We start from the raw sequence: 15,571 nt of genomic DNA on the forward strand, positions 1-15,571 counted from the left end.
GTCGGTCCGCCGCGCTCAGTAGACGCCGCACATGCCGTCGATCGAGACCTCCTCGATCAGCATGTCCGCACTGAGGTCGGTCTGGGTCTCGACGGTCTCCTCGGGCTTGGCCATCGCGCTCTCCTTCGCTCGGTCGTGCTTGCCGGTCCTGCGGAGCGCCGGGTGGCGCTCCGGGTGTGCCGTGCGACACACTAATGACACCGGGTGTCAGATGGAACACATTTCCGGCACCGAGTGTCAGAACTATCCGGTCGGAGAGGTGGGGCATGCGACATCGGTCAGGTGCCGAGGTGTTCGGGCGTCCCCGCTCGACGACACACGGGGGCATCGAGGCGCGGGCGCTCGACCTCTTCGAGGAGCGCGGCTTCGAGGGCACGACCGTCGACGACATCGCGCAGGCCGCCGGGATCAGCCGGCGCACGTTGTTCCGGTACTTCGCGTCGAAGAACGACATCCCGTGGGGCAGCTTCCGCGACGGCCTCGACGAGCTCGAGCGGCGCTTGGAGGCCGCGCCCACCGACGTACCGCTGTGGCAGGCCCTCCACGAGGCGATCCTCGACTTCAACGGTCTGCCCGAGGGCTCCGAGGCGCAGCACCGGCGACGGATGCGGCTGCTGCTGCGCACGCCGGCGCTGCAGGCGCACTCGGCGCTGATGTACGCGGAGTGGCGCGGCGTGGTCGCCCGCTTCGTCGCCCGGCGCTCCGGGATCGAGGCCGACGACGTGCGCGCGGTGGTGGTCGGGCACGCGGCGCTCGCGGTGTCGCTGGCGGCCTACGACGCCTGGCTCGCCCACGACGACACCGACCTCGGCGACCTGCTCGACGACGCCCTCACGGCCCTCCGTCGTCACCTCGGCGCCGACGCCTGACCGCCGCCGGTCGGCGCGATCGGCGCGATCGGCGCGATCGGCGCGGGCGGCGCGGGACGCGCGCCGACGACCGAGCCGGGAGACGAGCTCCCGGTCGGTCGTCGGCGACGGGTCGGTCGTGCGTGCGGGTCAGTGCCCGCGGGTGATGCGCTCGATCGCCTGCTCGACCTCGAACGAACCGGCCGGGTCACCGGCGAAGCCGTCGAAGCCCAGCTCCGGGGCGTACGCCGAGTGGCGCGTCGACTCGTGCGCGTCCGTGTGCGTGCCGTCCTCGTCGCGCGAGGTCGTCACCGACTCGGTGGCCGAGCCGTTCTCGGCGTGGGCACCCGCGACGAAGCCCTCGTGGTCGAACGGGAACGCGCCGAACAGGTGCGTGGCCGAGTCGGACGCCGTGGCGTCGTCGCCGTGGCCCGCCTGGCGGACGTCGGTGCGCTCCTGCGTGAAGCCGGCGACGGGGTCGGCCGTGGCCTCGCCCGAGGAGCCGTGCAGGCCGTACGCGTCGGTGGTGGCGTACGCCGTGTGCTCGGCCCACGAACCGTCGCGGTCGCTGCTGGTGGTCACGTCCTCGCCGGCGGTGCTCCGCTCGGTCGCGACGGCGCCGGTGACGCCCTCGAACCGGAACGGCGCGGCGAGCGTGCCGTCGGTGCTCGTCGACGAGGTCGACTCGCGGTCGCCGTGCCGGCCCTCGCCCTCACGGTCGGAGGCGTTCGTGAGCTCGGCCGCCGGGTCGGCGGTCAGCTCGCCCACGGCGAGCCCGGCGTCGGTGCGGCTCTCCTCGGCGTTCCAGCCCTCCGAGGTGTGCGTGCCGTGCTCGTCGCTCGAGGTGGAGGAGTACGTCTCCTCGCTCCAGCGGTCCTGCGCGAGGTCGGCCCAGGCGCCCTCGAAGGCGATCGGGGACGCGGCCCACGCGGTCGTGTCGGACGCGAACGACCCGCTGCTGTCGTCGCCGCGGCCGTCGCGCTCCGAGGAGCCCGTCTGCTCGGTCGCGAACCCGGCGTGCGGGTCGATTCTCAGCGAGCCGGTGCCGAAGCCGGCGGAGGTCGAGGACTGCTCCTCGGTGGTCCGCTCGTCCGAGTGCGAGCCGTGCTCGTCGCTCGAGGTGCTGGCCTCGTGCGAGGTGGAGGCCGCGTCCTGCTGGCCGTGGACGGTGATGCCGCCGACCTCGACGGGCGCGGCCGCCTCGGCCTGCGTGCTGCCGGACGACTGCTGCGCGTCGTCACCGCCCGCACGGTGCTCGGACGTCGACTGGCTGCTCTGGCTCAGCAGCGCCTGCGGGTCGATCCGCGTCGGCTCAAGGTCGATGCCTCCGCCGGAGGTCGACGAGCTCTCGTCGCTCGAGGTCGACGTGCGAGTGCCGTCCTCGTCCGTGTGCGTCGTGGTGCTCGACTCGCTCGAGTGCTGCGTCGACTCGGCGCCGAGCGACAGGCCGCCCAGCTCGAGCGGGGCGGAGAGCGAGCCGTCCGTGCGGGACTCCTCGCTGGTGCTGCCGCTGTCGTGACCGGTGTGGCCTCCGTCGTCGGCCTGGGCCGCGACGGCCCCGGCGAAGACGATGCCGCCGGCGACGGCGGTCGCGCTGAGGGAACGCTTGATCCAGATGTTCATGGGTGTGCACCTTCCGGATGCAGGGTGGTGGGCGTGGCCCACCGGGGAGGTCGGCGCGCGGGAGGCGCGCCGTCGTGCGGAGGTCCCGCGGAAGGTGTCAGTCGGGGGAGAAGCCGGGTCGGGCCTGCCACGCGGAGCCCGCGTGGTGGTCGCCGTCGGAGAGGACCGCGAGCTCGGCGAGCTCGGGAAGAGTCAGGTACGCCGTCAGCCAGGCCGCCGGCACGGCACCGCCCGCGCCGGCCGACCCGCCCGGACCGACCTGGGTCGGCGCGCTGCCGCCGGCGACGCCGGGGTACGCGGCGCGGTCGCCCAGGCGGTCCGGCGCCGGGGCGGTCGGGGCGTCGGCGCTCGTGGCGGCGGAGGCGTCGTCCGCGCCGGTGGAGGGTGCGTCGGCGGCCTCGAGGGCCACGCCGTCGAGGACGCCGGCGACGGTCGCGTCCGCGGCGGCGTCGGTCGTCGGGCCGGGGGTGGCGCCCGGGCCGGGGGTCGGTGCCGTGGGTGCGTCGGGAGCGTCGGGAGCACCGGCGCCCGGGGTCTGCGGGGCGACGGTGTCGAGGACGGGGTCCAGCGCTGACCCGGTCACCGCGTCGGTGACGGGGGAGAGCGTCTCGCGCACCGGGGAGGTCACCGGCGCCAGCTGGTCGGTGACGGGAGCGAGCGCCGCGGTCGCCGGCCGCAGGGTGTCGGCGACGGGCTCGACCACGGGGCGTACGACGGGCTCGACGACCCGCTCGCGCAGCGGCTCGGTGACGGAGGTGACCGCCTCGGCGACGGGCTCAGTGACCGGCTCGGTGGTGTCCCGCACCGCCTCGGCGACCGGAGCGGCCGCCTCCGCGACGGGCTCCGCGACAGGCTCGACGGCCGGGGCGACGACCTCGGAGGTCAGGTCCTCGGCGAGCGAGCCGACGAGGCTCGTGCCTTCGGTCGACCCGGGTTCGCCGCCGTCGTCCGCCGATGCCGACCCGGCGCCGAGCACGATCGCGGCGAACGCCGCAGCCACCGCCGCGAGCAGCCACAGGGCTGCGCGCAGGGGCGTGGGGATCGTCGTCGATCCCCGTGCCGCGGTGGTGAGCATGCGGACGCCTCCCGAGAGGTCGTTCGTGCGTCGGTCAGGTGGTCTGTCCCCAGTGGTCCGGAGCCGTCGCCGGACCGGATGGGTCCGGATCTCCGGAATCTCCTCGACCACCGGTGCCCCGGAGGTGACGGACCCGCCCCGGTCGACCTGCGCACCACCGCGGCGAGGGTCAGCGCGGCGCCATGCGCAGGGCGCCGTCCATCCGGATGACCTCGCCGTTGAGGTAGTCGTGCTCGATGATCGCGAGCGCCAGCTGGGCGTACTCCTCCGGACGCGCGAGGCGCTGGGGGAAGGGCACGCCGGCGGCGAGGCCGGCGCGGAACTCCTCCGAGACGGTGGCCAGCATCGGCGTCTCGACGATGCCGGGGGCGATCACGTTGACGCGGATGCCGTGCTGCGCGAGGTCGCGGGCGGCCGGGAGGGTGAGGCCGACGACGCCGCCCTTGGAGGAGGAGTACGCCGCCTGGCCGATCTGCCCGTCGAACGCCGCGATGGAGGCGGTGTTGACGACGACGCCGCGGGCGCCGTGCTCGAGCGCGGGGGTCTCGGCGATCTTCTCGGCGGCCAGCGTCAGCACGTTGAAGGTGCCGACGAGGTTGATCTGCACGACCTTGGCGAAGAGGCCGAGGTCGTGGGGGCCGCGCTTGGAGAGGATCCGCGCCGAGGGACCGATGCCGGCGCAGTTGACGACCGTCCGCAGTGGCGTGCCCTGTTCCGCTCCCTGGGCTGCCGTCGCGACCGCTGCGGCGACCTGCTCGACGTCGGTGACGTCGGCGGGCAGGTAGGTGACGCCGTCGACCGCGGGCGCGTCCTCGATCGAGGCGGGGAGGTCGAGGCCGAAGACGTGCGCGCCGCGCGCGGCGAGGGCGGCGGCGGTGGCGGCGCCGAGGCCGGAGGCGGCGCCGGTGACGATCGCGGCGGTGTTCTCGAGCTGCACGGGGTTCTCCTGGAGGGGGTCGGACCGGAAGGTGGGTCGGACGGGAAGGTGGGTCAGTGGACGATGCTCAGCGAGCTGTCCGGCCGGGTGTCGAGCTGGCGGGCGATGACCATCCGCTGGATCTGGTTGGTGCCCTCGAAGATCTGCATGACCTTGGCCTCGCGCATGTAGCGCTCGAGCGGGAAGTCGCGCGTGTAGCCGACCCCGCCGAGCACCTGGACGCCGTCGGTGGTCACCTTCATCGCGTTGTCGGTGGCGACCAGCTTCGCCACCGACGCCTCCCGCGAGAACGGCAGGCCCTGGTCGCGCAGGCGCGCCGCGTGCAGGGTGACGGCGCGTGCCGAGGCCACGGCGGCCTCCATGTCGGCGAGCACGAACCCGAGGCCCTGGTGGTCGATGATCCGGCGACCGAAGGCCTCGCGCTGCTGCGCGTACTCCGTCGCGGCGTCCAGCGCGCCCTGTGCCAGCCCGGTGGCCACCGCGGCGATCCCGAGGCGGCCCGAGTCGAGGCCGGCGAGCGCGATCTTGAGCCCGTCGCCCTCGGCGCCCAGGCGCCGCTCGACCGGCACGCGCACGTCGGTGAGCAGCATGGAGGCGGTCGTCGAGCCGGTCAGGCCCATCTTGCGCTCGGGGTTGTCGGCCACGAGACCCGGCGTGTCCGCGGGGACCAGGAAGCAGGAGATCCCGTTCCGGTCGTCGGAGGTGCGGGCCATGATCTTGTAGAAGTCGGCCTCGCCGCCGTGGGTGGTCCAGGCCTTCGCGCCGTTGAGGACGTAGGTGTCGCCGTCGCGGCGCGCGGTCGTGCGCATGGCCGCGGGGTCCGAGCCGGCGTGGGCCTCGGAGAGGCAGTACGCCCCCAGCTGCTCGCCGCCGAGCATGTCGGGCAGCCAGTCGCGCTGCTGCTGCTCGCTGCCGTGCGAGGCGAGACCGAAGCAGGAGAGCGCGTGCACCGAGACGCCGACGCCGACGCTGGCCCACACGCGGCCGATCTCCTCGAGCACCTGCAGGTAGACCTCGTAGGGCACGCCCCCGCCGCCGAGCTCCTCGGGGTACGGCAGGCCGAGCACCCCGGTGCGCCCCAGCAGCCGGAAGACCTCGCGCGGGAACTCGCCCGACTCCTCGGCGTCGGCGACGCGGGGGGCGAGCTCCTTGGTCGCCAGCTCGCGCACGAGCGCGACGAGGTCGGCGGCCTCCTCGGTCGGCAGCAGTCGTCGGGCGGGCATGCGGCACCTCCGGGTAGTGATACTGGAACGAGTTCTACAGTATCGTGGCAGGTACGCACCCGCCAGGGGTGCCGGACGCGCACGACGGAGCACGACGGGCAGCGGGAGGAGCCGGGATGGTCGCGAGGCGGCGCACGCCCCACCAGCAGGAGCTGCTCGACCGGCTCGTCGACCTCTGCGAGGCGGAGGGCTTCGCGGACTTCACCCTGGACGCGCTCACGGCGCGCCTCGGGTGCTCGAAGACGACGCTGTACGCCCTGGCCGGCTCGAAGATCGAGCTCGCCGCCGCGATCGTGCGCGCCTCGTTCCAGCGGGCGACGGCCGCGGTCGAGGAGCGCCTGGCCGGGGTCGACGGCGGCGCGGCCGCGCGGGTGGAGGCGTACCTCCTCGCGGTCGCGGAGCGGCTGCAGTCCCTCTCCGCGCAGTTCCTGGCCGACACCGCGGCGTACCCGCTGACCGCGGAGGTCTACCGCCGCAACACGGAGGCCGCTGCCGACCGGATCCGGGCGCTCGTCAGCGAGGGCGTGGCGTCCGGCGAGCTGCGCCAGGTGCACGCCGCGTTCGTCGGCGAGATGGTCGCCGCGACGATGTTCGAGATCCAGCGCGGCCGCATGTTCGAGCGGCTCGAGCTCGGCGACGGCGAGGCGTACGCCGAGCTCGCCGCCTTCGTCGTCGCCGCGCTCACCGACTGAGGCGCGGGCCTCAGCCCCGCTCGGCCTCGAGCGCGGTGATCGCCTCGTGGATCGACAGCGTGCGCCGGGCCGACTCGACGTGCAGCGCCTCGATCATCTTGCCGTTCAGCGTCACCACGCCGGAGCCGTCGCCGGCCTCCCAGGCGGCCTGCACGGCGCGGGCGTCCTCGACGGCCTGCGCCGAGGGGGCGAAGGTCTCGTTGGCGCCGGCGACCTGGCCGGGGTGCACCAGGGTCTTGCCGTCGAAGCCCATCTCGGCGCCCTGGACGGCCTCGGCGAGGAAGCCGTCGACGTCCTTCACGTCGTTGTAGACGCCGTCGAGGATGGCGACGCCCGCGGCACGGGCGGCCAGCACGGACAGCGACAGCGCCGTCTGCAGGGGCGCGCGACCGGGCACGTGCGTGGCGTACAGCTCCTTGACCAGGTCGTTCGTGCCCATCACCAGCACGGCGAGGCGCTCGTCGGCCGCGGCCAGGTCGCGCACCTCGAAGATCGCCTCGGGCGTCTCGACCATGGCCCACAGGCGGGTGTGGTCGGGGGCGCCGGCCTTCTCGATCGCGGCGACCAGGCGGCGTACCTCGCCGGCGTTGTTGACCTTGGGCACCACGATGCCCGCGGGCCCGGCCTGCGCGGCGGCCACGACGTCGTCGTCGTGCCAGGCGGTGCCCAGGCCGTTGACGCGGATGGTGAGGGTGCGGCGGCCGTACGCCCCGCTGGCCACGGCCGCCGCGGCGGCCTCGCGCGCGGCCGGCTTCGCGTCGGGGGCGACGGCGTCCTCGAGGTCGAAGATCACGCCGTCGACGGGCAGGGTCTTGGCCTTCTCGACCGCCTTGGCGTTCGAGGCCGGCATGTAGAGGACCGAGCGCAGCGGCGTGAAGGCGGGGGCGGTGGCGTCGGACATGTCAGGCCTCCGTGGTGGCGTCGTCGGTCTCGATGGCGTCGTACTGCTGCTTCAGCTCGGGGTCGATCGCGGCGAGCTGCTCGGCGAGCTCGACCATCACCAGGCACTGCTTGAGGGAGGCGTCGTCCTCCATCTTCCCGTCGAGCATCACCGCGCCGGTGCCGTCGCCCATCGCCGCGACCACGCGGCGGGCGTGGCGGATGTCCTCGACGCTGGGGCTGAAGACCCGGTTCGCGATCGCGATCTGCTTCGGGTGCAGGCTCCACGTGCCGACGCAGCCGAGCAGGAACGCGTTGCGGAACTGGTCCTCGCAGGCCACGACGTCGGCGATGTCGCCGAAGGGGCCGTAGTAGGGGTAGATGCCGTGCATCGCGCAGGCGTCGACCATGCGGGCGATCGTGTAGTGCCAGAGGTCCTGCTGGTAGGTCGTGCGCTGGGCGTCGAGCTGCGACGTGCCGTCCTCGCCGCGCGGCGGGTCCTGCCGCACGAGGTAGCCGGGGTGGCCGCCGCCCACGCGCGTCGTCTTCATCCGGCGGTCGGCCGCGAGGTCGGCCGGGCCGAGGGAGAGGCCCTGCATGCGCGGCGAGGCGCCGCAGATCTCCTCGACGTTCGCGACACCGCGGGCCGTCTCGAGGATGGCGTGCACGAGGATCGGCCGCTCCAGGCCGGCCTTGGCCTCGAGCTGGGCGAGGATCCGGTCCACGTAGTGGATGTCCTCGGCGCCCTGCACCTTCGGCACCATCACGACGTCGAGCTTGTGCCCGATGGCCGGGACCAGCGTCGTGAGGTCGTCGAGCACCCACGGCGAGTCGAGCGCGTTGATCCGGGTCCACAGCTGCGTCGGGCCGCCGGCGCCGAGGCCCTCGGTCTCCTGACCGATCCGCACGAGGCCCTCGCGGGCGTCGACCTTCTTGTCGGCCTTGACGGCGTCCTCCAGGTTGCCCAGGAGCACGTCGACGGTGCCGACCATGTCGGGCACCTTGGCCGCCATCTTCGGGTTGCCGGGGTCGAAGAAGTGGATGGCCCGGCTGGGGCGGGCGGGGATCTCGCGGACCGGGGCCGGAGCTCCCACCGCGAGGGGGGCGAAGAAGTCCTTGGCGCTGCGCATGAGGCCTGAACGTAGCAGCGGGACCCGGCGGGCGGGACCGTCCGTCCGGATCGGTTACCGACGGGTACGCCTGTCGCCCGGCCGCCCCGCGACGCACCATGTCGTCGTGCGTACCGCAGCCCGCCTCCGACCGACCGTGCTCGCCGCCGTCCTGGCCCTCGCCCTGGCGCCGGCCGCGGCGCTCGCCGCGCCCACGGAGGTCCCCGTCGTGGCGGCGGCGAAGGACTGGGCGACGGTGCATGACGGCGGACAGGTGGCCGTCGAGGTGCTCGCGAACGACCGGTACGACCGGTCCGCCGGGCCGGCGCGGGTCTCGCTGCTCTACGTCTCCAACGGCCTGCACGCCGTCGCCGGCGGCAACGGCAAGGTCTACGTGATCGCCGACCCCGGCGTGGCCGGTCGGCCCGACCTCGGCGTGAAGTACCGCCTCACGGTCGCCGGACGCACCTCCGACACCTGGATCGCCGTCACCGCCCGGCCCACCGAGGCGGTCGCCCTCAAGGACTGGGCGACCGTCGTGGCCGGCGGCCAGGTCGCCGTGGACGTGCTCGCCAACGACCGGCACGTCGGCGGGACCCCGCGGGTCGAGGTCGTCACGACGTCGGCGGGCCTCACGGCCGTCGTCGGCGGCAACCGCAAGGTGTACGTGGTCGCCGACCCCCGCACGGCGGGCCGGGCGAACCTCGGCGTGAAGTACCGCCTCACCGTCAACCACCGCGTCGCCGAGACCTGGATCGCGGTGACCTCGCGCCGCTGAGGGTGCGAGAGCTGGTCACACGGTCGGGGCCTCAGGCGGTACGCCGGAACCAGCGGCGTCGGGTCGGCTGCGTGCGCTCCGCCTCCTGCCGCTCGGCGCGGGCCCGCTCGGCCGCGAGCCGACGGCGCGACTCGCGCCGCTCCCACCAGCGGTGCACCTCGTCGTCGACGTCGCGCTGGCGCGTCACCAGCGGCGGCCCGCCCGGGTTGCCGTACAGGGCACGGCGCACGCGGTCGTTGAACTCGGTGACCGCGCGGCGCACCTCGTCGGGCGAGGCGAGCCGGTCGAGCCGGGCGTCGAGCTCCGCGTCCTCGGTGCGCAGCGCCAACGCCGGCGGCAGCACGCCCGTGATGTTCTCGCGCTCGACGAGCCGCTTCACCCACCAGTCGGGGTCGTGCTGGCTGCCGAGGTCTCGGATCGGCTTGCCGTAGCCGGGCAGGTCGTCGAAGTCGCCGCGGTCGCGGGCCTCCTGCAGCTGCAGCTCGACCCACTGGGTCTGGTTCTCGATGCGGGCCGCGGCGGCGCTGCCGCCGGTGCGCCCGTCGCGCTCGCGGTCGCGGGGGGCGTCTGGCGTCCCCGGGGTGTCGTCGGATCCGTGCACTCGCCTCACCTCGCCGTCGAGGCTAGCGCGGCCGACGCAGGCGAGCCCCGGGCCGGGCCTAGGGGTTCGCCGGCCCGGGGCTCTTGTCCGGCGGACGTCGGGGGAACGGCGCCGGACCGGGGTCAGGATGCAGCACCCACCTGTGCGTGCGCTGTGGAGGCGGGGTCGGTGCGTACCGCCGCCAGGGCGAGGGCCCCGACGAGCGCGCTGGCGGAGCAGACCGCCCAGACGGTGAGGTAGCCGCCGAGCGAGGCGGTGCCCACCCCGGGCTCGTCGAGCGAGCCGGTGGCGGTCAGCGCGATCGCGAAGACGGCCGAGGCGATGGCGCCGCCGACGGTCTTCGTCGCGTTGGTCATGCCGGTCGCGAAGCCCGTCCGGTCGGCGGGGGCGGCCGCGGCCGCGGCCGCCGGCAGCGCCGCGACGAGCAGGCCCGAGCCGATGCCGGCCACCCCCATGTTGGAGAGCACCTGCGCCGTCGAGTCGTGGAACGGCAGGAAGAGCCCGTAGCCGAGCGAGACCAGCAGCATCCCGCCGACCAGGGCTCCGCGCGGCCCCAGCGCCCGCGCGGCCGCGGGCAGCAGCAGGGCCCCGAGGAGCATCGAGACGACGTAGACGCCGACGAGGGTGGAGACGAAGGCCGCCGAGGCGCCCAGGCCGTAGCCGACCTGGTCGGGGTCGGCGCGGGCGAACGTGGACAGCGGGATCTGGGCGCCGAGCACGCTCATCCCGAACAGGAAGGCGGTCAGCTGCACGGGCCACTGGGCGCGGGCGGCGAGCAGGCGCACGTCGACCAGGGGCTCGTCCTGGTCCTTCTCGAAGCGCACCAGCGCGACGGTCGCGGCCGCGCCGGCGAGGACGGCCAGCCACGGCCACGGGGAGCCGACGCCCTCGAGGCGCACCAGCACGAGACCGGCCATCACGAGACCCAGGGCGACGGTCAGCAGCCCGAGCCCGCCGTAGTCGTAGCCGCCGGTCGCGACGCCGGGGGCGCGCTCGATGCCGAACCAGATTACGACGAAGCAGATCGTCACCGCGATCGCGGGCAGGGCGAGGAGCACCTCCATCGAGGTGGCCTCGACCAGCGCGCCGCTGGTCAGCGCGCCGACGATGACGCCCGCCTCGAGGGCCGCGACGAGCATCGCCGCGGCGCGGCGGGTCAGCCGGTTCTGGTCGGGCGTGCCGGCCGTGCGGCGGTGGATGATCGCGACCTCGAGCGGCAGCCACACGACGTACGCACCCTGCACGGCCCACCCGATGAGGAAGGTCGTGAAGTTCGGCGAGAAGACCAGGATCCACGAGCCGACGGCGGTCGCGGCGGTCGAGACCAGCAGGACGTTGCGGTGGCCCCACAGGTCGCCGAGGCGGGCCAGCAGCGGCACGGCGAGCGCCGAGAGCATCAGCTGCGCGGCCTCGAACCAGTTGACGTCGCCCTCGGAGATGCCCAGGTGCTCGGCGATGTCGGTGAAGATCGGCGTGTAGTAGCCCTGCAGCACGCCGCTGGCGATCTCGACGACGACGAGGAAGCCGACCACGGCCCACAGGCCGGGCACGACGGTGCGGGTCGCCAGACCGGGGCCGGCGGGGCCGCTCATGCCGGCAGGTCCTCGAGCAGGCGGGCGTACCAGTCGACGCCCTGCAGGAACCCGGCCACCGTGATCCGCTCGTCGTAGGAGTGGATGGCCTCGCGCTGCGCCTTGCTCATCGGGAAGGGCGCGAAGCGGTAGACGCGCTCGCAGATCGCGGTGAAGTGGCGCGAGTCGGTGCCGGCCATCATCACGTACGGCGTGGGCTCGGCGTCGGGGTAGACCTCCCGGATCGTCCGCTCCAGCAGGGCGAACGCGGCGTCGTCCTCGTAGGGGGAGACGGGGCTCGGCTCCCCGGCCTCGACCACGGTCACCTCGACGCCGCGGGCGACGTGGCGCAGGTGGGTGGCCACGGACTCGACGGTGTCGCCGACGAGGATGCGGGCGTTGACGGTCGCGGTGGCGGTCGAGGCGATGACGTTGGCGGCGGGCGAGCCCGACAGCATCGTGGTCGCCAGGGTCGTGCGGGTCAGCGCGCCCGCCTCCGGGCCGGCCAGTCCGAGGGCCCGGGTCAGCACGGGGGTCAGGCGTCCGCCCGCGGAGCGCAGCGCGGCGCGCAGCGGCAGCGGCGCGTGCGGGGCGAGCCGGCGCAGCAGCTCGACGGTCGGGGCGGGCAGACGCGGCGGCATCGGCGCGGTGTCGACGGCGGCGACCGCCTTCGCCACCCGCACGGTGGGTCCGTTCGCGGCCGGGGTCGAGGAGTGCCCGCCGCGGCCGGTGGCCCGCAGCTCGAACAGCGACGTCCCCTTCTCGCTGACGCCGATCACGCCCATCGGCGTGCGCACGCCCGGGAAGGCGCCGGACGCGATCGCGCCGCCCTCGTCGAGGACGAACCAGGGCCGCACGCCCGCGGCGCGCAGGTGCTCGACGGCCGCGACGGCGGACGTACCGGACACCTCCTCGTCGCAGCCGAACGACAGCCACACGTCGCGGGCCGGGAGGAGCCCGCGGGCCAGGAGCCGCTCGACGGCGGCGCAGATCGCGACCACGCAGCCCTTGTCGTCGAGGGTGCCGCGGCCCCAGACGGCCTCGCCCTCCGGGCTGTCGGCGACGGTCGCCTCGAACGGCGGGTGGGTCCACGGCGCCCCGTCGTCGACGGGCACGACGTCGAGGTGCGCCATCAGCACGACGGGATCGCCGTCGCCGCTGCCGCGCAGGCGCAGCAGCAGGGCCTGGCGGGGTACGCGCACGAGCTCGAGGCGCTCGTGGAGCAGCGGGAAGTGCTCGGCCAGCACGGCGTGCAGCGCGTCGAACGCGTCCGTGTCGACCCGGGTCTCGTCGCGGTGCGAGACGGTCGGCACCCGCACCGCCGCCCGCAGGGCCGCCAGGGCTGCGTCGTCGTCCACGCCCGCACCGTACTCGCGACCGGGCGTTCGTCAGGGGGAACTCGTGACATTCCTCAGCCCTGCCCATCGCCGGCCGCGCCTAGCGTCGAGGGTGCGTCGTCGGGGGCGGTCCCCGGGGCGGAGGAGGTGCACGATGTCCGACTGGTCCCGCGGGGTGCTCACGGCGCTCCTCGCCCTGCCGATCGCGTCGATGATGTTCGACTCGCTGGCCGTCGCCGTCGCGTTCGCGATCCCGACCGGCGTCATCGCCGCGCTGTTCTTCGGGCCCGCCCGGCCGGCCACGGACGAGGCCTGATGGTCGCCGTCGTTGCGGGGCGGGTGCGCTCCATCCTCGGTCTCGAGCGCTCGCTGCTGCGGGCCGTCGCGGCCGTGGGCGCGGGGGCGTACGTCGCGCTGCCGCTGGTCGGGGACGCCGTCGCGGCGATCCTCGACGCGCCACTGCTGGTGGTCCTCGTCCTGGCCTGGTGGGCGATCGGTCGCACGGCGCCGCAGCGACCCGGCGCCCGCTGGGAGCGCGCGGCGCTGGCCGCGGGCGGGCTGCTCGGCGTCCTGGTGCTGCTCAGCGTGTCGCTGGGCCTGGTCGCCTCGGGGCTCGGGCCGCTCGTGGTCCTGCCCGCCGTGTCGGCGGTCGGCCTCGTCTTCGCACTGCTCGGTGCGGACGAGCGCTCCGCCCAGCGGCCCCCGCAGCGGCCGGCTCAGCTGCCCCAGTAGCCCCGGTGCACGACCTCGTCGACGTCGCGCCGCTCGCGGCGGGCCGGCGAGCCCTTCGAGCCCAGGTCGTCGGGGTGGCGGTGGCCGACGGTCACGGCGCCGAGGGGCTGGAACGAGGCGGGTACGCCGAACGCGTCGCGGAACGCGTCGACCCGTTCCGGCGTGATCCCGAAGAAGCAGGCGCCCAGACCCTCGTCGACCACGGTCTGGAGGATCAGCAGGGTCGCCATGCCGGCGTCGACGTACCAGTACGGCACCGGCCAGCGGCGCTCGTCGCGGTCGGTCCAGCCCTTGTCGGGCTGCGCGTACCGTTCCAGGTAGGCCGCCTTCGACGTCAGCGGCACCAGCACGACCGGGGCGGAGCGCATGCCGGTCAGCCACTTCCCGTCGGGGTCGGCGTGCTCCGGGGTGGTGACCTCCCAGAAGCGGGCCACGTCGACGCGGGTGTCGAGGCGCAGGAACGCCCAGCCCTGGCTGAACCCGGCGCTCGGCGCGCGCGTCGCGTGGGCGAGCATCCGGTCGACCAGCGCCGGGTCGACGGGACGGTCGGCGTAGCGCCGCACCATGCGGCGGCGCCGCACCACCTCGGTGAACTCCATGGGGGCACCCTCTCAGGCGCCGGCCCCCGCCGCCGGCACGCCGTCCCCCAGCAGCGCCGCCGTCATCTCCGCCGGACGGCTCAGCGGCGACAGGTGCCCGCCCGGCACCACGGTGGTCGCGACGTCGAGCCGCGCGCGGGCGACGCGGGCGACGAAGTCCGCGGGGAACAACCGGTCGGACGCGCTGGCCACGACGCGCACCGGCACGTCGGGCCAGGACCGCAGCGGCCACGGGTCCTCGAAGGCGGCGCCGAGCTCCTCGCGCTCGTGCTCGGCCAGCACCACCCGCTCCCCGGGATCGACGTCGTGCAGGAACGTCCCCTCGAGGTCGAAGTCCGACGGGTAGCCGCCGGCGCGGGCCGCGGCCGCCATCGCCTCCGACTGCCCGGTCGCGGCCCACCACGCGCTCGCGCTCTCCCCGGGCGTCGGGACCATCGGGTTGATCAGCACCAGCTCGGCGACCTCGAGCCGCGCGGCCAGCAGGGGCGCGGTGAACGCGCCGAGCGAGAGGCCGACGACGGTCCACGGCGCGTCCGCTTCGTCCGGGGCGGCCGCGCGGGCCGCGGCGGCCGCGACGTCGGCGTACTCCTCCAGCCCGGCCGCCGGGTCCTCGGCGGGCAGGTCGACGGCGACGGCGAGGTGGCCGCGGGCGGTGAGGGCGTCGACGACGTGGTGCCACACGTACGCCGCGCCCCCGCCACCGGGCAGCAGCAGGAAGCGGGTCATGGGAGGACGGACCACGCGGGGGCGTCGGACTCATCGGCGCCCGCCGACCCGGGGAGGGGACGCGCGGTGGCGACGCGCCTCAGGCCGCGGGACGGGGCGTGAAGAACTCGTCGTCGACCAGGAACGGGCCGGGGTCCTCGTCGAGGCGTCCCATGATGTCGGCGACGGCGTCGTAGACCGCCCGGCCCTCCGCCTCCAGGCCGGCATCGCGGCAGGGCCGGGCGTAGAGCAGGTGGTGGCCGTCGAAGTGCCCGTCGCCGGCCCTGGCCCGCTCCGCCGGCGTGAGCTGCTGCAGCAGCCAGTCGGAACGGCCGGGGAAGCCCGACTCGACCTCCGCCCACCGGTAGACCGAGGCAGCCACGCGGTCGAGGCTCGCGCCGTCCCGCGAGAGGGCGACGAAGTAGCGCGCGGTCAGGGCGGCGTTGCGCACCACGGTCGACCACGGCGGGCCCACGAGGATCCTCGGGGCCATCTCGGTGAGCGCGCTGATCGCGCTCTCCGTCTCGTTCACCCGCGCCTTCGGCATCCGTACGCCGTCGCGCAGCTGCTGGCAGCGCTCCACGAGCTCGCCCATCCGCTGCGTGTGCAGGGTGCGCTTCTCGTCCGCGATCCCGGCGGCGTCGGCGTACCGGGCGTACGCCTCGTGCCACAGCGGCAGGTAGCGCGCGACCCAGCGCCGACACAGCTCGTAGCGCTCCTGCTCGGTCCACCCTGCGAGGACGCGGGCGACGTCGGCCCGGCCGAGGGCGGGTCGACCGGCGGAGTCCAGGGGCTGCCACGGCTCGCTCACGGCCCCATCATGGTGCAGGTGCATCGGGTCTCGGATCCGAGACCCGGGCGC

Annotated in this window: 18 protein-coding genes; 5 read left to right on the forward strand and 13 right to left on the reverse strand. The window is 74.9% G+C overall.

Going from position 1 to position 15,571, the window contains the following annotated elements; all coding sequences use genetic code 11:
- Positions 1–15 precede the first annotated feature (15 nt).
- A complete protein-coding gene (gene mftA / locus RDV89_RS19550; protein WP_315735884.1) occupies positions 16–114 on the reverse strand; it encodes a mycofactocin precursor MftA in 99 nt (32 codons plus the stop codon).
- Between the two features lie 176 nt (positions 115–290).
- Between mftA and mftR the strand changes: the two genes are divergently transcribed.
- Positions 291–869, forward strand: a complete 579-nt coding sequence (gene mftR / locus RDV89_RS19555; RefSeq protein ID WP_315735886.1) for a mycofactocin system transcriptional regulator MftR — start codon at positions 291–293, stop codon at positions 867–869.
- 129 nt (positions 870–998) lie between these two features.
- On the opposite strand, the gene RDV89_RS19560 is transcribed toward mftR, so the two are convergent.
- From RDV89_RS19560 to RDV89_RS19575, 4 genes are all read right to left on the reverse strand, one after another.
- Positions 999–2,471, reverse strand: coding sequence for a hypothetical protein (locus tag RDV89_RS19560; RefSeq protein ID WP_315735888.1), 1,473 nt, complete (start codon positions 2,469–2,471; stop codon positions 999–1,001).
- Positions 2,472–2,568: 97 nt separating this feature from the next.
- Complete coding sequence (locus RDV89_RS19565) at positions 2,569–3,546, reverse strand: hypothetical protein (protein WP_315735890.1); 978 nt, start codon at positions 3,544–3,546, stop codon at positions 2,569–2,571.
- A 169-nt stretch (positions 3,547–3,715) separates the two neighbouring features.
- The gene (locus RDV89_RS19570) at positions 3,716–4,483 is read right to left on the reverse strand and encodes an SDR family NAD(P)-dependent oxidoreductase (RefSeq protein WP_315735892.1); all 768 of its coding nucleotides are present in this window, start codon (positions 4,481–4,483) and stop codon (positions 3,716–3,718) included.
- Between the two features lie 53 nt (positions 4,484–4,536).
- Positions 4,537–5,706 carry an acyl-CoA dehydrogenase family protein gene (locus RDV89_RS19575; RefSeq protein ID WP_315735894.1) on the reverse strand — a complete coding sequence of 390 codons (1,170 nt, stop codon included), beginning with the start codon at positions 5,704–5,706 and terminating at the stop codon, positions 4,537–4,539.
- Between the two features lie 116 nt (positions 5,707–5,822).
- On the opposite strand from RDV89_RS19575, the gene RDV89_RS19580 reads away from it, so the two are divergent.
- Positions 5,823–6,398, forward strand: a complete 576-nt coding sequence (locus tag RDV89_RS19580) for a TetR/AcrR family transcriptional regulator (protein ID WP_315735896.1) — start codon at positions 5,823–5,825, stop codon at positions 6,396–6,398.
- 10 nt (positions 6,399–6,408) lie between these two features.
- Here the strand turns inward: RDV89_RS19580 and RDV89_RS19585 are convergent, their stop codons facing one another.
- Together RDV89_RS19585 and RDV89_RS19590 are read right to left on the reverse strand one after the other, a co-directional pair.
- Positions 6,409–7,299 (reverse strand): HpcH/HpaI aldolase/citrate lyase family protein, encoded by an 891-nt coding sequence (locus RDV89_RS19585; protein WP_315735898.1) that lies wholly within the window; start codon positions 7,297–7,299, stop codon positions 6,409–6,411.
- A 1-nt stretch (position 7,300) separates the two neighbouring features.
- Entirely contained in the window at positions 7,301–8,407 is a 1,107-nt protein-coding gene (locus tag RDV89_RS19590) for an HpcH/HpaI aldolase/citrate lyase family protein (RefSeq protein ID WP_315735900.1), read from the reverse strand.
- A gap of 106 nt (positions 8,408–8,513) precedes the next feature.
- Here RDV89_RS19590 and RDV89_RS19595 point away from each other — a divergent pair, with 106 nt between their 5' ends.
- The gene (locus RDV89_RS19595; protein WP_315735901.1) at positions 8,514–9,164 is read left to right on the forward strand and encodes a hypothetical protein; all 651 of its coding nucleotides are present in this window, start codon (positions 8,514–8,516) and stop codon (positions 9,162–9,164) included.
- A gap of 31 nt (positions 9,165–9,195) precedes the next feature.
- On the opposite strand, the gene RDV89_RS19600 is transcribed toward RDV89_RS19595, so the two are convergent.
- The 3 genes from RDV89_RS19600 to RDV89_RS19610 form a co-directional block, all read right to left on the reverse strand.
- Positions 9,196–9,765, reverse strand: a complete 570-nt coding sequence (locus RDV89_RS19600; protein WP_315735903.1) for a DnaJ family domain-containing protein — start codon at positions 9,763–9,765, stop codon at positions 9,196–9,198.
- A gap of 122 nt (positions 9,766–9,887) precedes the next feature.
- On the reverse strand, positions 9,888–11,357 hold the full coding sequence (locus tag RDV89_RS19605) for an MFS transporter (RefSeq protein WP_315735905.1): 1,470 nt from the start codon (positions 11,355–11,357) through the stop codon (positions 9,888–9,890).
- Positions 11,354–12,694 carry a M20/M25/M40 family metallo-hydrolase gene (locus tag RDV89_RS19610; RefSeq protein ID WP_315735907.1) on the reverse strand — a complete coding sequence of 447 codons (1,341 nt, stop codon included), beginning with the start codon at positions 12,692–12,694 and terminating at the stop codon, positions 11,354–11,356. The genes RDV89_RS19605 and RDV89_RS19610 overlap by 4 nt, the downstream gene beginning before the upstream one ends.
- A gap of 133 nt (positions 12,695–12,827) precedes the next feature.
- On the opposite strand from RDV89_RS19610, the gene RDV89_RS19615 reads away from it, so the two are divergent.
- Together RDV89_RS19615 and RDV89_RS19620 are read left to right on the forward strand one after the other, a co-directional pair.
- Positions 12,828–12,989 carry a hypothetical protein gene (locus RDV89_RS19615; protein ID WP_315735909.1) on the forward strand — a complete coding sequence of 54 codons (162 nt, stop codon included), beginning with the start codon at positions 12,828–12,830 and terminating at the stop codon, positions 12,987–12,989.
- Positions 12,989–13,405, forward strand: a complete 417-nt coding sequence (locus tag RDV89_RS19620) for a hypothetical protein (protein WP_315735911.1) — start codon at positions 12,989–12,991, stop codon at positions 13,403–13,405. The genes RDV89_RS19615 and RDV89_RS19620 overlap by 1 nt, the downstream gene beginning before the upstream one ends.
- Here the strand turns inward: RDV89_RS19620 and RDV89_RS19625 are convergent.
- The 3 genes from RDV89_RS19625 to RDV89_RS19635 all read right to left on the reverse strand — a co-directional run bounded on the left by RDV89_RS19625 (position 13,390) and on the right by RDV89_RS19635 (position 15,520).
- Positions 13,390–14,004: a nitroreductase family protein gene (locus tag RDV89_RS19625; protein WP_315735913.1), complete on the reverse strand. Its 615-nt coding sequence runs from the start codon at positions 14,002–14,004 to the stop codon at positions 13,390–13,392. The genes RDV89_RS19620 and RDV89_RS19625 overlap by 16 nt on opposite strands.
- A gap of 12 nt (positions 14,005–14,016) precedes the next feature.
- A complete protein-coding gene (locus tag RDV89_RS19630) occupies positions 14,017–14,730 on the reverse strand; it encodes an alpha/beta fold hydrolase (RefSeq protein WP_315735915.1) in 714 nt (237 codons plus the stop codon).
- A 79-nt stretch (positions 14,731–14,809) separates the two neighbouring features.
- Positions 14,810–15,520, reverse strand: a complete 711-nt coding sequence (locus RDV89_RS19635) for a hypothetical protein (protein ID WP_315735917.1) — start codon at positions 15,518–15,520, stop codon at positions 14,810–14,812.
- Positions 15,521–15,571 lie beyond the last annotated feature (51 nt).

The organism is Nocardioides imazamoxiresistens, from assembly GCF_032378595.1.
GTDB lineage: Bacteria > Actinomycetota > Actinomycetes > Propionibacteriales > Nocardioidaceae > Nocardioides > Nocardioides imazamoxiresistens.

Bases quoted from the DNA above. Each gene is read 5' to 3' on its own strand.
- mftA (WP_315735884.1), bottom strand. From the start codon at position 114: ATGGCCAAGCCCGAGGAGACCGTCGAGACCCAGACCGACCTCAGTGCG.
- RDV89_RS19560 (WP_315735888.1), bottom strand. From the start codon at position 2,471: ATGAACATCTGGATCAAGCGTTCCCTCAGCGCGACCGCCGTCGCCGGC.
- RDV89_RS19565 (WP_315735890.1), bottom strand. From the start codon at position 3,546: ATGCTCACCACCGCGGCACGGGGATCGACGACGATCCCCACGCCCCTG.
- RDV89_RS19575 (WP_315735894.1), bottom strand. From the start codon at position 5,706: ATGCCCGCCCGACGACTGCTGCCGACCGAGGAGGCCGCCGACCTCGTC.
- RDV89_RS19580 (WP_315735896.1), top strand. From the start codon at position 5,823: ATGGTCGCGAGGCGGCGCACGCCCCACCAGCAGGAGCTGCTCGACCGG.
- RDV89_RS19585 (WP_315735898.1), bottom strand. From the start codon at position 7,299: ATGTCCGACGCCACCGCCCCCGCCTTCACGCCGCTGCGCTCGGTCCTC.
- RDV89_RS19590 (WP_315735900.1), bottom strand. From the start codon at position 8,407: ATGCGCAGCGCCAAGGACTTCTTCGCCCCCCTCGCGGTGGGAGCTCCG.
- RDV89_RS19605 (WP_315735905.1), bottom strand. From the start codon at position 11,357: ATGAGCGGCCCCGCCGGCCCCGGTCTGGCGACCCGCACCGTCGTGCCC.
- RDV89_RS19615 (WP_315735909.1), top strand. From the start codon at position 12,828: ATGTCCGACTGGTCCCGCGGGGTGCTCACGGCGCTCCTCGCCCTGCCG.
- RDV89_RS19620 (WP_315735911.1), top strand. From the start codon at position 12,989: ATGGTCGCCGTCGTTGCGGGGCGGGTGCGCTCCATCCTCGGTCTCGAG.
- RDV89_RS19625 (WP_315735913.1), bottom strand. From the start codon at position 14,004: ATGGAGTTCACCGAGGTGGTGCGGCGCCGCCGCATGGTGCGGCGCTAC.
- RDV89_RS19630 (WP_315735915.1), bottom strand. From the start codon at position 14,730: ATGACCCGCTTCCTGCTGCTGCCCGGTGGCGGGGGCGCGGCGTACGTG.